We start from the raw sequence: 18,279 nt of genomic DNA on the forward strand, positions 1-18,279 counted from the left end.
GCGTTGTAAGGGCCGGGGCGGTCCCCTATAAAGCCGGGCAGATATTGCGGGGCCGGGCGTCTTTGCCCTTAGGCCCGCGAAGGAGACGTCGATGCCGTGGAAGAATCAAGGCGGAGGCCCGTGGGGCTCCGGTTCGAAAGGGCCCTGGGGCTCCGGCCCGCAATCGGGGGGGCCGAGGCCGCCCGATCTCGAGGACCTTCTGCGCCGCGGCCAGGACAAGCTCCAGCAATTGCTGCCGGGCGGGTATTTCAGCGGCATGGGCGTCGCGATCATCCTGCTCGCGGCCGTGGTGATCTGGGGACTGTCCGGATTCTTCCGCGTCCAGTCCGAAGAGCTCGGCGTCGTGCTGCGTTTCGGCAAGCATGTGCGCACGGTGCAGCCGGGCCTGAACTATCATCTGCCGTATCCGATCGAGACCGTGCTGCTGCCGAAGGCGCTGCGGGTCTCCACCATCAACATCGGCATGAACCTGATCGAGGATCCGGCGCGGCGCGGCAGGACGATGCGCGATGTGCCGGAAGAGAGCCTGATGCTGACTGGCGACGAGAACATCGTCGACGTCGACTTCACCGTGCTGTGGCGGATCAAGCCGGACGGCGTCGGCAATTACCTGTTCAACATCCAGAACCCAGAAGGCACTGTGAAGGCGGTGGCCGAAAGCGCGATGCGCGAGGTGATCGGCCGTTCCAACATCCAGCCGATCCTCACCGGCGCCCGTACCACCACCGAGGCCGGCGTGCAGGAATTGATGCAGAAGACGCTCGACAGCTACGGCTCCGGCGTCCTGGTACAGCAGGTCCAGATGCAGAAGGTCGATCCGCCCGCACAGGTGATCGACGCGTTCCGCGACGTGCAGGCGGCGCGCGCCGATCTCGAGCGGCTGCAGAACGAAGCGCAGACCTATGCCAACCGCGTAGTCCCCGACGCGCGCGGCCGGGCCGCACAGATCATCCAGGTCGCCGAAGGCTACAAGGAGCAGGCGGTCGCCGAGGCCAAGGGCCAGAGCGCACGCTTCCTGAAGGTCTACGACGAATACAAGAAGGCGCCCGATGTTACGCGGCAGCGCATCTATCTGGAGACGATGGAGCGCATTCTCGGCAATGCCGAGAAGCTGGTCTATGACGGCGGCAATTCGTCGTCCGGGCAGAGCATCGTGCCGTATTTGCCGCTGAGCGAGCTGTCGCCGCGGCGTCAGGCCGCGCCAACTCAACAGCAGGGCGGAGCCGCAAGATGAGATCCGGTATTACAGGTATTGTCTCGCTGATCGTGCTGTTTTTCGTCGTGATCGTCGGCTACAGCTCGGTGTTCACGGTATCTCAGACCGAACAGGTGCTGGTGGTGCGGCTCGGCGAGCCCGTGCGGGTCGTCACCGAGCCGGGCCTGAACTTCAAGGCGCCGTTCATCGATACCGTGATCAGTATCGACAAGCGGATCCTCGATCTGGAAAACCCGTCGCAGGAAGTGATCGCGTCGGACCAGAAGCGGCTCGTGGTCGACGCCTTCGCCCGCTACCGCATCAAGAACGCGCTGCGGTTCTATCAAAGCATCGGCTCGATCCAGGCCGCCAACATCCAGTTGACGACGCTGCTCAACGCGTCGCTGCGCCGCGTGCTCGGCGAGGTCACCTTCATCCAGGTCGTGCGCGACGAGCGCGAGGCCTTGATGGCGCGGATCCGCGACCAGCTCGACAAGGAGGCCGACGGCTACGGCATCCAGGTGGTCGATGTGCGGATCAGGCGCGCCGATCTGCCGGAGCAGAACAGCCAGGCGGTGTACCAGCGCATGCAGACCGAGCGGCAGCGCGAAGCCGCCGAGTTCCGCGCCCAAGGCGGCCAGAAGGCGCAGGAGATCAGGTCCAAAGCCGATCGCGAAGCCACCGTCATCATCGCCGACGCCAATTCGAGCGCCGAGCAGGTGCGCGGCGCCGGCGACGGCGAACGCAACCGGCTGTTCGCCGAAGCCTATGGCAAGGATCCGGATTTCTTCGCCTTCTACCGCTCGATGACCGCCTACGAGACCGGGCTGCGCAGCAACGATACCCGCTTCCTGCTGCGTCCGGACTCCGACTTCTTCAAGTTCTTCAGCAATTCGTCGGGCAAGCCGCCGGCGGCGGCCGCGCCGAAGCCGTAACGCTGCTGGCGCAAGATGAGGGCGAAGCGGATGCCGCTTCGCCCTGCCGAAGCGTTTTCGAGCGAAGTGGAAGCCGGTTCGCGTGAAGCAACGCGTCAAACACAAGGATGGCCTCGATTCCGTTTCGATCGGAACCGAGGCTCCAAAACCAAGAACAACGCCAAACGGGAGGTTTCAGTCCGATGAGGTCCATTGCGTTCGCCGACTTCCTCATCGGTCTGGGCATTCTGTTCGTGCTTGAGGGCCTCTTGTTCGCGGCAAGCCCGGCCTGGATGCGCCGGGCCATGAAGAGCGCGCTGGAGACCCCGGACAACATCCTGCGCGTCGTCGGCATCGGATCGGCGGTCGCCGGCCTGATCCTGATCTGGTTCGTGCGGCGCTGATCGCCTCGGTCGGGGCGGGCAGAAAATCCTGCCGTAACAACGCGATCGTGAGCGATTGGCGTCGGTTTTTCGCCGGAATGTCCGGCTCAAATGCTTGCGCCAAAGCCCGGTTCGGGCGCACTGTGGCGGCCAAATCCCGACCCGTTTTATAGAGAGACGCTGACATGACCGGTGCGATTCGTTACCAGAGCCGTCGCTTCCGTCCCTTGGTGGCCGCAATCTGCCTTGGCGCCGCAAGCGTTCTTTCCGCGCCGGCTTTGGCCCGGGGGCCCGACGGCATTGCCGACATCGCCGAGAAGGTGATCGACGCGGTCGTCAACATCTCGACCTCGCAGACCGTCGAAGCCAAGGGCGGGTCTTCCGGCGGCGACAGGGGCGCGATGCCGCAACTGCCGCCCGGCTCGCCGTTCGAGGAGTTCTTTGACGATTTTTTCAAGAACCGCCGCGGCGGCCCGGGAGGCGGTTCCAAGGGCGGTGAGGTGCAGCCGCGCAAGACCAACTCGCTCGGCTCCGGTTTCATCGTCGACACCGCGGGTATTGCCGTGACCAACAATCACGTCATCGCGGATGCCGACGAGATCAACATCATCATGAACGACGGCACCAAGATCAAGGCCGAGCTGGTCGGCGTCGACAAGAAGACCGATCTGGCGGTGCTGAAGTTCAAGCCGCCGGCGAAGCCGCTGGTCGCGGTAAAGTTCGGCGATTCCGAAAAGCTCCGGCTCGGCGAATGGGTGATCGCGATCGGCAACCCGTTCAGCCTCGGCGGCACGGTCACCGCCGGCATCGTCTCGGCGCGCAACCGCGACATCAACTCCGGTCCCTATGACAGCTACATCCAGACCGACGCCGCCATCAACCGCGGCAATTCCGGCGGTCCGCTGTTCAACCTCGACGGCGAAGTCGTCGGCGTCAACACGCTGATCATCTCGCCGTCGGGAGGTTCGATCGGCATCGGCTTTGCGGTGCCGTCGAAGACCGTGATCGGCGTGGTCGATTCGCTGCGGCAGTTCGGCGAGCTGCGCCGCGGCTGGCTTGGCGTCCGTATCCAGCAGGTTACCGACGAGATCGCCGAAAGCCTCAACATCAAGCCTGCGCGCGGCGCGCTGATCGCCGGCGTCGAGGAAAAGGGCCCGGCGAAGCCCGCCGGCATCGAGCCCGGCGACGTCGTCGTCAAATTCGACGGCAAGGACATCAAGGAGCCAAAGGATCTGTCGCGCGTGGTGGCCGGCACTGCGGTCGGCAAGGAGGTCGACGTCGTCATCATCCGCAAGGGCAAGGAAGAGACCCGCAAGGTCACGCTCGGCCGCCTCCAGGACGACAAGGCGGTGCAGGCCTCGGCCAAGACCAAGGAAGAGCCCGCGGAAAAGCCGGTGACGCAGAAGGCGCTCGGCCTCGATCTCGCCACCCTCAGCAAGGACCTGCGCACCCGCTACAAGATCAAGGACAGCGTCAAGGGCGTCATCATCACCGGTGTCGACAACGCCTCCGACGCCGCCGAAAAGCGCCTCAGCGCCGGCGACGTGATCGTCGAGGTCGCGCAGGAGTCGGTCGCCAACGCCGCCGACATCAAGAAGCGCGTCGATCAGCTGAAGAAAGACGGCAAGAAGTCGGTGCTGCTATTGGTATCGAACGCCGAAGGCGAACTGCGGTTCGTGGCACTGAGCGTGCAGTAGGGGCGACGCGCACCGTCTTGAGGTCAAGCTTGAAGGTGGCGCCGTCGAATCCTGCCGAGAAATCGGCCGCGAGTTCGATATGGCGCAGGATATCGCGAAGGGCAGTGTCGAGCGACTTAGAAGGCATAGATTGCGTTAGCCGTCGCAGCGGGGCGGACGTAGGGTTTGAGGCCGTCGCGGTTCACCACGTCGACGGGACCATCAAACAGGCTCGCGATATAATCCTTGAGACCCACATAGTCGAACACGGTGAGATGCGCGTCCGGATCGATCTCGACCATGATGTCGACATCGCTGCCAGGACGGCTGTCGCCGCGCGCCGCCGAGCCGAACACGGCCGCCCGCCGCACGCCGCGCGCACGGAGATCAGGTTCGGATCGACGCAAGGTCTCAAGTGCTTCGTTACGGTTCATACGTTGAAACGTAGCACGAAATCCCGGCTAGCGGGAGGGAGCGGATTGCGCCCTTGCCGAGCTGCTCCGCCCACGGACCTTCTCCTCATTCCTTGACCGGAGGATTGGGGGTATGGACCGGCGCGACCGGTGCCTCAAGCGCCCGGCCGGCCGCGCAGCATCCCGGCGACGCCGAGGTCCTCGTCGAGTTCAGGCCAGTGAATGCCCATCGGCATCAACTCGAAGCGCTCGCGCGCCGTCACACCGGCGTCGCGCAGCCGCGGATACCACGCCAGTGGGGTCGCGATCTTGCGTCCATCCGCCAGTGTCACCACCAGCTCATCGGCCGTGAAGGCAACCGAGACCGGCCTGATATCGGCGACATCAATTTCCAAAGTGCTCATGCCATTTGCTTTCGAGCAGATCGCGTTGCGGTCTCAAGTGACGGACAATAGCGCCGATTTCATGGGCGGGAAATCCCGCATTGGCCGCGACAGAGAGGTCATGCAGCCAGAACTTGGCTTCAAAATCTCCGGCCCTGACGTGAATATGCGGCGGTTCGCCTCCCTCGTTGGAGTAAAAGAACGCCCGATAAGGTCCCCAACGCAGGACGGTTGGCATCGAACCTATCCCTCCACGAACTCGTCCCGCCGATACCCCTGCGCATACAACAACGCCGTGAGGTCGCCGTGATCGATCCTTGCCGCAGCGGCCGCGGCGACGGCGGGCTTGGCATGATAGGCGACGCCGAGGCCGGCGGCCTGGATCATGCCGAGGTCGTTGGCGCCGTCGCCGGTCACCAGGGTGTCGATCTCGTCGAGATCGAAGGACTCGCGCAGCTCGATCAGGGTTGCGAGCTTGGCGGCGCGGCCGAGGATCGGCTCCCTGACTTCGCCGACCAATTGGCCGTCGCGGGTCAGCAACTGATTGGCGCGGTTTTCCTGAAATCCGATCGCCGCCGCCACCGCTTTGGTGAACAGCGTGAAGCCGCCCGAGATCAGGCAGGTCCAGGCACCGTGGGCGCGCATGGTCATGACCAGCTCGCGGCCGCCCGGCGTCGGCGTGATGCGTTTCTTCAGCACCTCCTCGACCACGCTGACGGGCATGCCCTTCAGCAGCGCGACCCGCTCGCGCAACGCCGGCTCGAACTCGATCTCGCCGCGCATCGCGCGTTCGGTGATCGCGGCGACATGCGGCTTCAGGCCGACGAAATCCGCCAGTTCGTCGATGCATTCCTGGCCGATCATGGTGGAATCCATGTCGGCCAGAAAAAGCTTCTTGCGCCTGGCGGCCCGAGGCTGCACGACAATGTCGATCGGCAAATCGCCGCGGGCCTCGCGCAGGCGATCCTCGATGACCCGGGTATCGTGTTGGCCTTCGAAGGGGATATCGACGGCGACTTCGTCGAACAACCATTGCGGAGCGCCGGCCGAGGGCAGAACGGCGCGCGCGCCGTCGACCACGGTGGAGTCGAGCGCAGGGTTGGCGGGATTGCAGATGAGCGTGGCGACGAGAGACATTTGACGTGAATTCACCTGACGACAGCAAGGCCGTGCTTATCGCAGGGCCGACCGCCAGCGGCAAGTCGGCGCTGGCGCTCGAGCTTGCGCAAAAAACCGGCGGCGTCGTCATCAATGCCGATTCCATGCAGGTGTATCGCGATTTGCGCATCCTCACCGCGCGTCCGACGCCGGAAGAGGAAGCGCAGGTTCCGCACCGGCTCTATGGCCATGTCGATGCCGCGGTGAATTTTTCCGCCGGCGCATGGGTGGCCGATGCGGCCAAGGTGCTGGCGGAGCTGCGCGCGCAAAACCGGCTGCCGATCTTCGTCGGCGGCACCGGCCTGTATTTCAAGGCGCTGACGTCAGGACTGTCGGCGGTGCCGCCGATCCCCGCCGAAATACGCGACAGCGTGCGCGCGCGGCTGGAGCGCGACGGTGTCGAGGCGCTGCATGCCGAACTGGCGCGACACGATCCGGCGTCGGCCGAACGCCTGAAGCCGCGCGACCGCACCCGCATCGCCCGCGCCCTGGAGGTGGTCGAGGCGACCTCGCGTTCGCTGACCGACTGGCATCGCGACAGTCTGCCGCCGCTGTTGCCGCCGGGTCAATTCCGCGCGCTGTTTCTCGCGCCCGATCGCGATCAGCTCTATGCGCGGATCGATGCGCGCTTCGATGCGATGCTGAAATCAGGCGCACTGGAGGAGGTCGCGGCTTTGGCGGCGCGGCATCTCGATCCGCTGCTGCCGGCGATGAAGGCGCATGGTGTGCCGGCCCTGATCCGGCATCTTGCCGGCGAGATCAGCCTGGAAGAGGCGGCCGTGATCGGCCGCGCCGATACCCGGCACTATGCCAAGCGGCAATTCACCTGGTTCAGGCACCAATTGCCGGAGTTCCAGTGGGTGAAGCCGGAGCAGGCGAGGGAGTGGCTCTCGGCAGTCATTCCGGGGCGCGCATAGCGCGAACTCCGATGTGCAATTGCACATCGGAGAATCTCGAGATTCCCCGGTGCGCAATTGCGCACCTGAGGGCTGGTCTTTCGGACCATCCCGGAATGACGGGGTGGGAAGGGGCGCGCATGGCTGCGTGCCGCATTTTCGCACTCGCCCGGGGCAAAAAACCCCGCTAGGCTGTCTGCGTCGATTGCTGCCCGTGGCTTGACTTTCCAGGCTTGGGCAGTATGTTCCGCGCAACCTTTGGGAAGTCCGAGCGGTCGAATGTGTAATATTATTACCAAACTCCTTATCGTCGTACCCAGGCGCACCGCCGGGGATGGCTAAGGCCATCCACATTCAGGCGGTGTGCATGGGGCCTCTTGGGCCCCTTTTTATTTTCCCAAGTTAGTTTCCCAAGACCCAGCTGAAGAAAACAGACCCAAACTGAAGCAAGCCGCTGACAACAGCGCATCCGGAGCAAGCCATGAGCGATACCAGCCACGATCCGAACCAGATGACGGGAGCCGCCATGATCGTGCGCGCGCTGATCGATCATGGCGTCAAGCATATCTTCGGCTACCCCGGCGGCGCGGTGCTTCCGATCTATGACGAGCTGTTCCAGCAGAGCGATGTCGAACACATCCTGGTGCGGCATGAGCAGGGCGCCGGCCACGCCGCCGAAGGCTATGCGCGCTCCACCGGCAAACCGGGCGTGGTGCTGGTGACCTCGGGTCCGGGCGCCACCAACATGGTGACGCCGCTGGCCGATGCGCTGATGGATTCGATCCCGCTGGTCTGCATCACCGGGCAGGTGCCGACGCACCTGATCGGCAATGACGCGTTCCAGGAATGCGACACCGTCGGCATCACCCGTCCCTGCACCAAGCACAACTGGCTGGTGCGCGACGTCAACGACCTCGCCAAGGTGCTGCACGAGGCGTTCTACGTCGCCTCCAGCGGCCGGCCCGGTCCGGTCGTGGTCGACGTGCCGAAGGACGTGCAGTTCGCGGTCGGCACCTATCACCCGCCGCGCAAGTCCGACGTTCACGTCTCCTATACGCCGCGGATCAAGGGCGACGCCGCGCAGATCCGCAAGGCCGTGGCGCTGATGGCATCCGCCAGGCGTCCGGTGATCTACTCTGGCGGCGGCGTCGTCAATTCCGGCCCCGAGGCCTCGAAGCTGCTGCGCGACCTGGTCGAAGCCACCGGCTTTCCGATCACCTCCACCCTGATGGGGCTCGGCGCCTATCCGGCCTCGGGCAAGAACTGGCTCGGCATGCTCGGCATGCACGGCACCTACGAGGCCAACATGACGATGCATGGTTGCGATGTCATGCTGTGCGTCGGCGCGCGCTTCGACGACCGCATCACCGGCCGCACCGATGCGTTCTCGCCGGGCTCCAAGAAGATCCACATCGACATCGATCCGTCCTCGATCAACAAGAACATCCGCGTCGACGTCCCGATTATCGGCGACGCCGCCAACGTGCTGGGCGATCTGTTGCAGGTGTTCAAGGCGGAAGCTAAGAAGCCCGATATCCGCGCCTGGTGGCAGGAGATCGCAAAGTGGCGCGCGCGCAATTCGCTGTCCTACAAGAAGAACAACGACGTCATCCTGCCGCAATATGCCATCGAGCGGCTGTTCGCGATGACGCGCGGGCGCGATACCTACATCACCACCGAAGTCGGCCAGCACCAGATGTGGGCGGCACAGTTCTTCGGCTTCGAGGAGCCGCACCGCTGGATGACCTCGGGCGGTCTCGGCACCATGGGCTACGGGCTGCCGGCGGCGGTCGGCGTCCAGGTCGCTCACCCGAACAGCCTCGTGATCGACATCGCCGGCGATGCTTCGGTGCAGATGACGATGCAGGAGATGTCGACGGCGATCCAGTATGAATTGCCGATCAAGATCTTCATCCTGAACAACCAGTACATGGGCATGGTGCGGCAGTGGCAGCAGCTCCTGCACGGCAACCGGCTGTCGCACACCTATTCGGAAGCGCTGCCGGATTTCGTCAAGCTCGCCGACGCCTTCGGCTGCGTCGGTCTGCAGGCGGTCAAGCCCGGCGATCTCGATGGCGCGATCAAGGAAATGATCGATATCAAGCGCCCGGTGCTGTTCGATTGCCGGGTGGCGGCGCTGGAAAACTGCTTCCCGATGATTCCGTCCGGCAAGGCGCACAACGAAATGCTGCTGCCTGCGGAAGCCAATGACGAAGCCACCGCTGCCGCCTTCGCCGGCGGCAAGGCGCTGGTGTGAGGGTGAGCCGCGCCGATGTTTGATCTCGGGCAACTGGAACGAGCGCAGGAGGTGGTCGGCGCGGCGATGCCGCCGACGCCGGCCTATGCGTGGCCGCTATTGTCGGAGCGGCTCGGCGCTGATGTCGTCGTCAAGCATGAGAACCATACGCCGATCGGCGCCTTCAAGGTGCGCGGCGGTCTCGTCTATCTCGATCGTCTGAAGCGCGAACGGCCCGACACCGTCGGAATCATCTCGGCGACGCGGGGCAATCACGGCCAGAGCCTCGCCTACGCTGCGAGCCGCTACCGCATGAAGGCGATGATCTACGTGCCGTCAGGCAATTCGGTCGAGAAGAATCGCGCGATGCGGGCCTTCGGCGCCGAACTCGTCGAGCACGGCGAGGATTTCCAGGCGGCGCGCGAGGAAGCCTGTCGGCGCGCCGAAGCTACCGGACTTCACATCGTCCCGGCGTTCCACCCGAACCTGGTGCTGGGCGTCGCGACCTATGCGCTGGAGCTCTCGAGAAAAGCGCCGGATCTCGACGTCCTTTACGTGCCGATCGGGCAGGGATCGGGCATCTGCGGCTGTATCATGGCGCGCGATCTGCTCGGGCTGACCACCGAGATTGTCGGCGTGCAGTCGACCGAAGCGCCGTCCTATGCGCTGTCCTTCGCGGCCGGCACTGTCGTGACCACCGAGACCAGCAATACGCTGGCCGACGGCATGGCGACGCGCGTTCCCGATCCTGATGCGCTGGCGATCATCCGCAAGGGCGCCTCGCGCATCGTTCAGGTCACCGACGACGAGGTGGCCGCCGCGATCCGCGCCTACTGGACCGACACGCACAACCTTGCCGAAGGCGCCGGCGCCGCGGCGCTCGCCGCCGCCCTGCAGGAAAAGCCGAAGATCCGCGGCAAGCGGGTCGGCCTCATCCTGAGCGGCGGCAATATCGATTTCGAACTGTTCAACCGATGGGTCGTTCCGCAAGCCGCGGCCTCCGCCGCCGGCAAGGTGCTGGTGTGAAGATGGCAACCGCTGCATCACCAATGTTGCTGTCATCGCCCGGCTTGACCGGGCGACCCAGTACGCCGCGGCGTCTCGATTCAATTGCTGCTGCTCTGGAATACTGGGTCCCCGCCTTCGCGGGGACGACGAGTGGTGGGCGTATGACGAACAAGAGAACGACAGGGAATTGAAATGAACCAGCCCGCATCCGCCTATTTCATGGAAGACCGCCATGATCCGATCGAGGCCCATACGCTCTCGGTGCTCGTGCAGAACGAGCCGGGCGTGCTCGCCCGCGTGATCGGGCTGTTTTCGGGGCGCGGCTACAACATCGAAAGCCTCACCGTCTCCGAGACCGAGAGCCAGAAGCACCTCTCGCGCATCACCATCGTCACCACGGGCACCCCGATGGTGATCGAGCAGATCAAGCACCAGCTCGACCGCATGGTCCCGGTCTACCGCGTCGTCGACATGACGCTGACCGGCCGCTCGATCGAGCGCGAACTGGCGATGGTCAAACTGCGCGGCACCGGCGATCACCGGGTCGAGGCGTTGCGTCTCGCCGAGGCGTTTCGCGCCCGCGTCATCGATGCCACCATCGAAAGTTTCGTGTTCGAGATCACCGGCAACTCCGCCAAGATCAACCAGTTCATCGACCTGATGCGACCGCTCGGCCTCGTCGAGGTGTCGCGCACCGGGGTCGCCGCGATCGGGCGCGGGCCGGAAGGGATGTAAGCCATGCTGGCGCGCGACTGGTATTACACCGAGCGGCGGCGGGTCGGGATCGATTCTGCCGTCGCTTCAATCTACGACCGGCATGACGACAGCGACAGCCGTGCCCGCGCGGCGCTGACCATGCTGGGGCTGCAGCGCGGCTGGCGGCTGGCGGACATCGGCTGCGGCAACGGCGTGCTCGCCTGCGAGGCGGCGGCGATGGGCGCCGAGGTCGACGCCATCGACATCTCGCCGGCGATGCTGGCGCTTGCCGACATCCTGGCGCGCGACCGCAAGGTGGCGATCCGCACCCAGTTTGCGGGGCTTCTGAGCTTCGCCTACCAGCCGAATTCGTACGACCTGATCGTCAGCGAATTCGCGCTGCATCATCTGCCGGATTTCTGGAAGGCGGTGGCGCTGGCGCGCATCTATGGCGCGCTGAAGCCGGGCTCGAGCTTCTATTTGCGCGACATCGTGTTCGCCGGCACGCTCGACGGGATCGAGCGCGACGTCGAGGGCTGGGCGGACTTCAGCATCAAGAACCACGAATTCGATCGCGAAAGCGTCATCACCCATATGCGCGACGAATATTCGACCTTCGGCTGGGTGATCGAGCGCATGCTGACCGACGTCGGCTTCACGCTGGTCTCGGCCGACTACCACGCGCCGCTGCACGGCACCTATCTGCTGCGCAAACCGAAATTCGGCGAGCAGGGCTAGCGACGTGAAGCCTTTCGACCTCTTCCTGGCCGTCATGGCGGCGGCGATCCGGGGCCTTGCCTTCGTGGCGAGCCGGATCGCCACGGCTTGATCAGGGAAAGCAGGCGCCGCCATGTCCCATTCGCTGCTGATCGCCTTCGTCATGTTCGCCGTCGTGATGTTCTTCACGCCGGGACCGAACAACATCATGCTGCTGTCGTCGGGGCTGACCTACGGCTTCCGCCGCACGCTGCCGCATGTCGCGGGCATCACGATCGGCTTTGCCTTCATGATCGGGGCAGTGGGCCTCGGATTAGGGACCATCTTCATTACCTATCCGGTGCTGCAGACCGTCCTCAAATATGCCGGCGTCGCCTATCTGGTCTATCTCGCCGCCGCCATCGCGATGTCCGGGCCGGTCGCGCCGGATCAGGACGACCGGCGCGGGCCGATGACGTTCTGGGGCGCGGCGATGTTCCAGTGGATCAACGCCAAGGGCTGGGTCATGGTGATCGGCACCATCACCGCCTATGCCGGCATCGCCGGCTTTCCCTGGAATATCGTCATCCAGGTCATGCTCAGCCTGTTGCTGGGAACGTTGTCCTGCGCGGCCTGGGCGCTGTTCGGCAGCGCGCTGCGGCCGGTTCTGACTTCGCCGAAAGCGGTGCGGGCCTTCAATATCGTGATGGCCGCCCTGCTGCTGGCCTCGCTCTGGCCGGTCTTCATGGACGCATGATGCCGCACCGCGCCATGCAGAAACGGGTTTCCCCTGACGGGAAAAATGCTCTAGACAACGCCGGAAATTTGCGGGCGACCGGCGGTCCCATCCACCCAAAAGCCTGATTAACCGGCCGATTTTGGCCACCGATGAGGAAACCACCATGCGTGTTTATTACGATCGCGACGCCGACCTGAACCTGATCAAGGGCAAGAAGGTCGTTATCGTCGGCTATGGCAGCCAGGGCCACGCCCATGCGCTGAACCTGAAGGATTCCGGCGTCAAGGACGTCGCCATCGCGCTGCGCAAGGGCTCGGCCTCCGCCAAGAAGGCGGAAACCGCAGGGTTCAAGGTGATGGAAGTCGCCGAGGCCGCCAAATGGGCCGACCTCGTCATGATGCTGACCCCCGACGAATTGCAGGGCGACATCTACCGCGAGCATCTGCACGACAACATGAAGAAGGGCGCCGCCCTGGTGTTCGCGCACGGTCTCAACGTGCACTTCAACCTGCTCGACCCGCGCGAGGATCTGGATGTGCTGATGATCGCGCCGAAGGGCCCCGGCCACACCGTGCGCTCGGAATACCAGCGCGGCGGCGGCGTGCCCTGCCTGATCGCGATCTCGAAGGATGTTTCGGGCAACGCCCATGACCTCGGCCTCAGCTACGCTTCCGCGATCGGCGGCGGCCGCGCCGGCATCATCGAGACCACGTTCAAGGAAGAATGCGAGACCGACCTGTTCGGCGAGCAGGTGGTGCTGTGCGGCGGCCTGGTCGAACTGATCAAGGGCGGCTACGAGACGCTGGTCGAAGCCGGCTACGCGCCGGAGATGGCCTATTTCGAGTGCTTGCACGAGGTGAAGCTGATCGTCGACCTGATCTATGAAGGCGGCATCGCCAACATGAACTACTCGATCTCCAACACCGCCGAATACGGCGAATACGTCACCGGCCCGCGCATCGTCACCGAAGAGACCAAGAAGGAGATGAAGCGCGTTCTCGCCGACATCCAGGGCGGCAAGTTCGCCCGCGACTGGATGCTGGAGAACAAGGTGAACCAGACCTCGTTCAAGGCGACCCGCGCCAAGCTCGCGCAGCACCCGATCGAGGAAGTCGGCGCCAAGCTCCGCGACATGATGCCGTGGATCAAGAAGGGCGCGCTGGTCGACAAGACCAAGAACTGAGGATTGAGATCGCGTCGGCGCGATCTCAATCACCAGGGAGGATCCTGGTCGACAAGACCGGGAACTGAAGACGAAACTTCAGGCCCCGGAGGCGGCGCATCGCAAGCGGTGCGCCGCCGATCCGGGGTCAATCATTTGCGCTGTTGGGCATGGCCACGGCGCGCAGTGTGACGATCGCGACCGCGCACGGTGTCTCTACGCCATCCGCCTTTGACGCCACGTCGACTTGCGCGACGCCGATCGTGTTCCCGACCTGAATGGCTCGCGCCCGCGCGATCAGCTCCTCGCCCTTCGCCGGGGCGAGGAAGCTGACCTGAAGGTTCACCGTCACCGCGAACCGGCCGGGCGCCATGGCGCTGGTGACGGCGCCGCCGCCGGCATGATCGGCGAGGCCGGCGATGACCCCGCCGTGGAAGAAGCCGTTCGCCTGCAACAGGTCGGCGTTCTTGCCGAGCGACATCACGACATGCCCGGGCTCCGCGCTCTCGACCCTGGTGCCGATGGCCCTGGTGAACCCGGGTGCGCTGGTGACGATTTCCGCGAGTTCGCGGATGCGAGGGTGGCGATCCATGAGATCCTCCGTGCTGTTCAGCCGGCCGCCATGCTCGGGCCCTTGCGTAGTCTCGGCAATGACGATTGCTCCGATACAGAGCTATAGATATTGTCTATGGATGGACCTGAAGCAGATCCGGTATTTCGTGGCGGTGGCGGAAGCGGGCAGCTTCAGCGCCGGCGCCAGGCGCGCCTTCGTCACGCAACCGACGCTGTCGACGGCGATATCTGCGCTCGAGGCCGAACTGGGATTTGCATTGCTGGAGCGTCATGCGCGCGGCGTAAGGCTCACTGCAAAGGGCGAGGGGGCGCTCATTACCGCGCATTCGATCCTGCGGCAGACCGAACAGCTCAAGGCGGCCTCCCGCGACAAGCCTGCGGGCAAGCCGCTGCGGCTCGGAATACTGCCGACGCTGGCTCCGGCATTCGTGACCGGATGCCTGTCGCGGCTGATGGCGATCGACTCCGACAAGTCCTGGCGGACGGAAGATGCACCGCTGGCAAAGCTCCGCCAGCGGTTGGCCAATGGCCGCTACGATCTGATCTTGACCGCGCTGGGTCCACCGGCGCGTGGCCACCGGCAAGCGGAGCTGCTGACCGACAGACAGGCACTGGCCGTCTCGTCGCGCGCGTTCCCCCGCGGGCCGGTCTCGCCGGAAATCCTCTCGGGCCAGCCGCTGATCGTGCGCGTGCATTGCGAGCAGCTGCAGGCCGCTTCGCGCGTGCTTGATGCGTGGAAGGTGCGGCCGCGGGTGGTGGCGCAGACCGATAGCGACGCCAGGGCGCTCGCGATGGTCGCGGCCGGTCTCGGATTTTGCCTGATACCGGACAGCTTCGAACACCCTGATGTTCGCATGCTTCGTTCCGACGATGTTGAATTGTCGCGGCGGCTGGGGTTTGAATGGGTGCGAGGCGCTGCGAATGGCTGGCTGGAGCGCGCGCTCGATCGTCTCTGAATTTTCCCGGAAGTCTGCAGCGGCGCGAGATGTTTCGTGCCGTGATGCCCGTCCGTCGCTTGCTGCAAAATTTTTCAAACAAAAGACGATGATGCAACGCAACTGCTATTCGTAGTTGTCGTTTTTTGGTCGCGAGCGCGAATGCGAAGGCCGCGCCGTCAGTTGGAATTCACCTGAAATTAAGCTGGTTGGGATTATCTCTCGGGGACGACCGAACGAGACTCCAAGATCTCTGCGGATTTTTCCGCGTCCGCACTTCGCAATTTCGGCGTCATTGTCCCTTGCAGTTGAAGTTTCTTGATCGAAGGCTCTGGCCATGAATCCGTCCGCCCAAGCTGCGACTGTCTGGAATATTCGCAATCTCCTCATCACGGCGGTAGCGCTGTTATCCCTGCTCGGGCTGGCGGTTTCAGGTTACGTGCTGCGCAATGCAAGCTTGGAGCGCGCCACCGCTTCCGATGCCGCATCGGTCAACGAAACCGCCGATCTGCTGCTGGAAAGCGCCGGCCAATGGGCGCGCGAGCGCGGCGCGGCCAACCTCGCATTGAATGCGGCCAATCCCTCAACGGATGCGCAGGTGGCGGCGATAGCGAATTTCCGGAAATCAGCGGATCAGCCATTTGAGCGCGCGCTCGGCCGCATGGCGGTGCAGACATTTGCCAATCGCGACCAGCTCATCGCAAACGCGAAGCGTGCCTTCGAACAAGTTGCAGCGCTTCGGCGCCAGGCCGACGCCGAAATGGTCAAGCCCGCAAGCGCGCGTCAGTCCCAGGTGGTGTCGCAATGGGCGCCGACCATCACCGGGCTGATCGTGGCGAGCCAGAATCTTCGCGTCGCCGCGGCGATGGATGAAGACAACGTCCAGGCGCGCCTGTCGAGCTTGCAGAGTCTCAAGCACTTCGTCTGGATCATGAGCGAGTATCTCGGTCGCGAGCGTGCCACGGTGGCGGCGCTGATCGCCGCCGCGAGACCGATGAATTCCCAGGAGATCGCCACCCTCGGCAACTTCCGGGGCCGGGTCGAGGCTGCATGGGACTATGTGCAGGCCTATGCTGCAAAAACTTCCGCTCCGCCGTCGGTAACGGCGGGCGCCGGCCGGCTGCGCGAACAGGTGATCCAGCGCTTCGAGGGTACACGCAAGGCGGTCTATGCCGCGGGGCTCGGCGGCGGAAACTACCCGGTCAGCTCCGCCGAATGGTTCAGCCAGTCGACGGCGGCCATCGACGAAGTGATCGCATTGAGCGTGTTGGCAAGTCAGGAAGCCGCGCATCTGGCCGAAACCGCACAGCGCGACAGTCTGCAGATGCTGGTGCTCAACGGCTTCCTGATGACCTTCTCGCTGCTGCTTGCCGCGGCCACGCTCTGGATGGTGATCAGCCGCATCATCCGTTCGCTCGGTCAGATGACGGAGGCGATGAGCGAGCTGGCGGGTGGCGAGACGTCGGTCGTGGTTCCCTGCTCGAACCGCCGCGACGAAATGGGCTCGATGGCGCGCGCCTTGCTGGTATTCAAGGAAAATGCCGTGAGGATGCGGGACATGCAGGCCGAGCGGGAGGCCCTCGAAAAAGCCGCCCGGGAGGAAAAGATTGCCGCCATGGCCCGGCTTGCCGATGCCTTCGAAGGCACGGTCGGAGAAATCGTCGAAACCGTCACCGCGGCCTCGACCCAGCTCGAGGCTTCGGCCGGCACCCTGACGGCGACCGCCGCGCGGGCGCAGGAGCTTACGACCATGGTCGCCGCTGCCTCGGAGGAGGCCTCGACCAATGTCCAGTCGGTGGCCTCCGCGAGCGAGGAGATGGCTTCCTCGGTCAACGAGATCAGCCGGCAGGTGCAGGAATCCTCGAGAATCGCAGGAGAGGCGGTGGAACAGGCCCGCAAGACCCATGATCGCGTCAACGACCTGTCGAGCGCGGCCAACCGGATCGGCGACGTGGTCGAACTGATCAACACCGTTGCCGGCCAAACCAACCTGCTGGCCCTCAACGCAACGATCGAAGCGGCACGCGCCGGCGAGGCAGGCCGCGGCTTCGCGGTCGTGGCCTCCGAAGTCAAGGCGCTGGCCGAGCAGACCGCGAAGGCGACCGAGGAGATCCGCAAGCAGATCAGCGATATCCAGAACGCGACGCAGGATTCCGTGCACGCGATCGAGGAGATCGGCGTGACCATCGGCCGGATTTCCGAAATCTCGTCGACCATTGCCTCCGCGGTCGAGGAGCAGGGCGCGGCCACGCAGGAAGTTGCCCGCAACGTCCAGCAGGCGGCGCAGGGCACCCAGCAGGTGGCGTCCAACATCACCGACGTGCAGCGCGGCGCCAGCGAAACCGGGTCGGCTTCCTCCCAGGTGCTGACGTCGGCGCAGTCGCTTTCGTCCGAAAGCGGCCGCCTCAAGCGGGAAGTCGGCAAGTTCCTGGAAACGGTGCGCGCGGCCTGAGCGATCGGCTTCGCTGACTGCGGTCTCGCAACCGGCCTCGCTGGATCAGTGTTCAGGGGCACAATGCCCCGCCGGTCGGCGACGGCGCAGCTGGGGCCTTGGCCCTCCAACGCACGCGGCGTTCGGCGGTTGCAAAAATGCCCGATTCCGATCTGCTGTTGAGCTAGGTCAATAGCACTGAGCCTTTGGCGCCTAAGGATTGCATCCGGCAGGGCTTGTCTCTGAGCCAATTCCCAGGAGGTATTGTAATGAAGAAATCGTCTGGAGTTCTTCTTGCCGCGCTGGCGGTGGCGACAATGTGGGCCGTCGCGCCTGCTACGGCGGCGCCGATCGGATCGCCGCTGATGCTGCAAAACACGGTGGAGACATCGGTGGAGACCGTACGATATCGTCGCGGCTATGGCCCGGCCGTTGGCCTTGGCATCGCCGGCGCACTGATCGGCGGGGCGATTATCGGCGCAACGCAGCCCTACGGCTATTACGGCTATTACGGCTACCCCGGCTATTACGGTCCGGCCTACGTCGTCGCACCTCCCTACGTCGGCGGCGGCGCAGTTGCCTATTGTGCGCAACGCTACAGGTCCTACGACCCGTATTCCGGGACCTATCTTGGCTTCGACGGGTATCGCCATCCCTGTCCCTGACGGCGGCAACTGTTGACGGAGAAAGTCGCGCCCCTGCGCTGCGCGTCGCAGGGGCCGAGCCGTTCACCGGCATGGGTGGACGACCTTCGGAGCAGGCATTTTGACCGCTGCAGCGCGGTG

Annotated in this window: 19 protein-coding genes; 14 read left to right on the top strand and 5 right to left on the bottom strand. The window is 64.5% G+C overall.

The window, feature by feature from the left end; genetic code table 11:
• Window positions 1-91: 91 nt before the first annotated feature.
• The 4 genes from hflK (at window position 92) to KMZ29_RS07660 (ending at window position 4,189) form a co-directional block, all read left to right on the top strand.
• Window positions 92-1,234 (top strand): FtsH protease activity modulator HflK, encoded by a 1,143-nt coding sequence (gene hflK / locus KMZ29_RS07645; protein ID WP_215623144.1) that lies wholly within the window; start codon window positions 92-94, stop codon window positions 1,232-1,234.
• Entirely contained in the window at window positions 1,231-2,130 is a 900-nt protein-coding gene (gene hflC, locus KMZ29_RS07650) for a protease modulator HflC (protein ID WP_215623145.1), read from the top strand. Before hflK ends, hflC begins: the two co-directional genes overlap by 4 nt.
• Window positions 2,131-2,312: 182 nt before the next feature.
• Window positions 2,313-2,513, top strand: a complete 201-nt coding sequence (locus tag KMZ29_RS07655) for a DUF2065 domain-containing protein (protein ID WP_215613004.1) — start codon at window positions 2,313-2,315, stop codon at window positions 2,511-2,513.
• A 164-nt stretch (window positions 2,514-2,677) separates the two neighbouring features.
• On the top strand, window positions 2,678-4,189 hold the full coding sequence (locus tag KMZ29_RS07660; RefSeq protein WP_215623146.1) for a Do family serine endopeptidase: 1,512 nt from the start codon (window positions 2,678-2,680) through the stop codon (window positions 4,187-4,189).
• Between the two features lie 116 nt (window positions 4,190-4,305).
• On the opposite strand, the gene KMZ29_RS07665 is transcribed toward KMZ29_RS07660, so the two are convergent.
• From KMZ29_RS07665 to serB, 4 genes are all read right to left on the bottom strand, one after another.
• Window positions 4,306-4,602, bottom strand: a complete 297-nt coding sequence (locus KMZ29_RS07665) for a nucleotidyltransferase family protein (RefSeq protein ID WP_215623147.1) — start codon at window positions 4,600-4,602, stop codon at window positions 4,306-4,308.
• 134 nt (window positions 4,603-4,736) lie between these two features.
• On the bottom strand, window positions 4,737-4,985 hold the full coding sequence (locus KMZ29_RS07670) for a DUF2442 domain-containing protein (RefSeq protein ID WP_215623148.1): 249 nt from the start codon (window positions 4,983-4,985) through the stop codon (window positions 4,737-4,739).
• A complete protein-coding gene (locus KMZ29_RS07675; RefSeq protein ID WP_215623149.1) occupies window positions 4,966-5,202 on the bottom strand; it encodes a DUF4160 domain-containing protein in 237 nt (78 codons plus the stop codon). The genes KMZ29_RS07670 and KMZ29_RS07675 overlap by 20 nt, the downstream gene beginning before the upstream one ends.
• 5 nt (window positions 5,203-5,207) lie before the next feature.
• The gene (gene serB / locus KMZ29_RS07680) at window positions 5,208-6,101 is read right to left on the bottom strand and encodes a phosphoserine phosphatase SerB (RefSeq protein WP_215623150.1); all 894 of its coding nucleotides are present in this window, start codon (window positions 6,099-6,101) and stop codon (window positions 5,208-5,210) included.
• Window positions 6,102-6,106: 5 nt separating this feature from the next.
• On the opposite strand from serB, the gene miaA reads away from it, so the two are divergent.
• The 7 genes from miaA (at window position 6,107) to ilvC (ending at window position 13,576) form a co-directional block, all read left to right on the top strand.
• Window positions 6,107-7,039 carry a tRNA (adenosine(37)-N6)-dimethylallyltransferase MiaA gene (gene miaA / locus KMZ29_RS07685; RefSeq protein WP_249779851.1) on the top strand — a complete coding sequence of 311 codons (933 nt, stop codon included), beginning with the start codon at window positions 6,107-6,109 and terminating at the stop codon, window positions 7,037-7,039.
• 460 nt (window positions 7,040-7,499) lie between these two features.
• Entirely contained in the window at window positions 7,500-9,275 is a 1,776-nt protein-coding gene (locus KMZ29_RS07690; RefSeq protein ID WP_215623151.1) for an acetolactate synthase 3 large subunit, read from the top strand.
• A gap of 15 nt (window positions 9,276-9,290) precedes the next feature.
• Window positions 9,291-10,280 (top strand): threonine dehydratase, encoded by a 990-nt coding sequence (locus tag KMZ29_RS07695; RefSeq protein ID WP_215623152.1) that lies wholly within the window; start codon window positions 9,291-9,293, stop codon window positions 10,278-10,280.
• 174 nt (window positions 10,281-10,454) lie between these two features.
• Window positions 10,455-10,997, top strand: a complete 543-nt coding sequence (ilvN, locus tag KMZ29_RS07700) for an acetolactate synthase small subunit (RefSeq protein WP_215623153.1) — start codon at window positions 10,455-10,457, stop codon at window positions 10,995-10,997.
• A 3-nt stretch (window positions 10,998-11,000) separates the two neighbouring features.
• Complete coding sequence (locus tag KMZ29_RS07705; protein ID WP_215623154.1) at window positions 11,001-11,696, top strand: class I SAM-dependent methyltransferase; 696 nt, start codon at window positions 11,001-11,003, stop codon at window positions 11,694-11,696.
• 112 nt (window positions 11,697-11,808) lie between these two features.
• Entirely contained in the window at window positions 11,809-12,411 is a 603-nt protein-coding gene (locus tag KMZ29_RS07710) for a LysE family translocator (protein WP_215623155.1), read from the top strand.
• A gap of 145 nt (window positions 12,412-12,556) precedes the next feature.
• Window positions 12,557-13,576 carry a ketol-acid reductoisomerase gene (gene ilvC / locus KMZ29_RS07715; RefSeq protein ID WP_215605455.1) on the top strand — a complete coding sequence of 340 codons (1,020 nt, stop codon included), beginning with the start codon at window positions 12,557-12,559 and terminating at the stop codon, window positions 13,574-13,576.
• A 127-nt stretch (window positions 13,577-13,703) separates the two neighbouring features.
• On the opposite strand, the gene KMZ29_RS07720 is transcribed toward ilvC, so the two are convergent.
• Entirely contained in the window at window positions 13,704-14,147 is a 444-nt protein-coding gene (locus KMZ29_RS07720) for a PaaI family thioesterase (RefSeq protein WP_215623156.1), read from the bottom strand.
• Window positions 14,148-14,247: 100 nt separating this feature from the next.
• Here KMZ29_RS07720 and KMZ29_RS07725 point away from each other — a divergent pair, with 100 nt between their 5' ends.
• The 3 genes from KMZ29_RS07725 (at window position 14,248) to KMZ29_RS07735 (ending at window position 18,159) form a co-directional block, all read left to right on the top strand.
• Window positions 14,248-15,084: a LysR family transcriptional regulator gene (locus KMZ29_RS07725; protein ID WP_215623157.1), complete on the top strand. Its 837-nt coding sequence runs from the start codon at window positions 14,248-14,250 to the stop codon at window positions 15,082-15,084.
• 316 nt (window positions 15,085-15,400) lie between these two features.
• Window positions 15,401-17,515: a methyl-accepting chemotaxis protein gene (locus tag KMZ29_RS07730; protein WP_215623158.1), complete on the top strand. Its 2,115-nt coding sequence runs from the start codon at window positions 15,401-15,403 to the stop codon at window positions 17,513-17,515.
• A 248-nt stretch (window positions 17,516-17,763) separates the two neighbouring features.
• Window positions 17,764-18,159, top strand: a complete 396-nt coding sequence (locus tag KMZ29_RS07735) for a BA14K family protein (RefSeq protein WP_215623159.1) — start codon at window positions 17,764-17,766, stop codon at window positions 18,157-18,159.
• Window positions 18,160-18,279 lie beyond the last annotated feature (120 nt).

The organism is Bradyrhizobium sediminis (genome assembly GCF_018736085.1).
In the GTDB taxonomy this organism is placed as follows: Bacteria; Pseudomonadota; Alphaproteobacteria; order Rhizobiales; family Xanthobacteraceae; genus Bradyrhizobium; species Bradyrhizobium sediminis.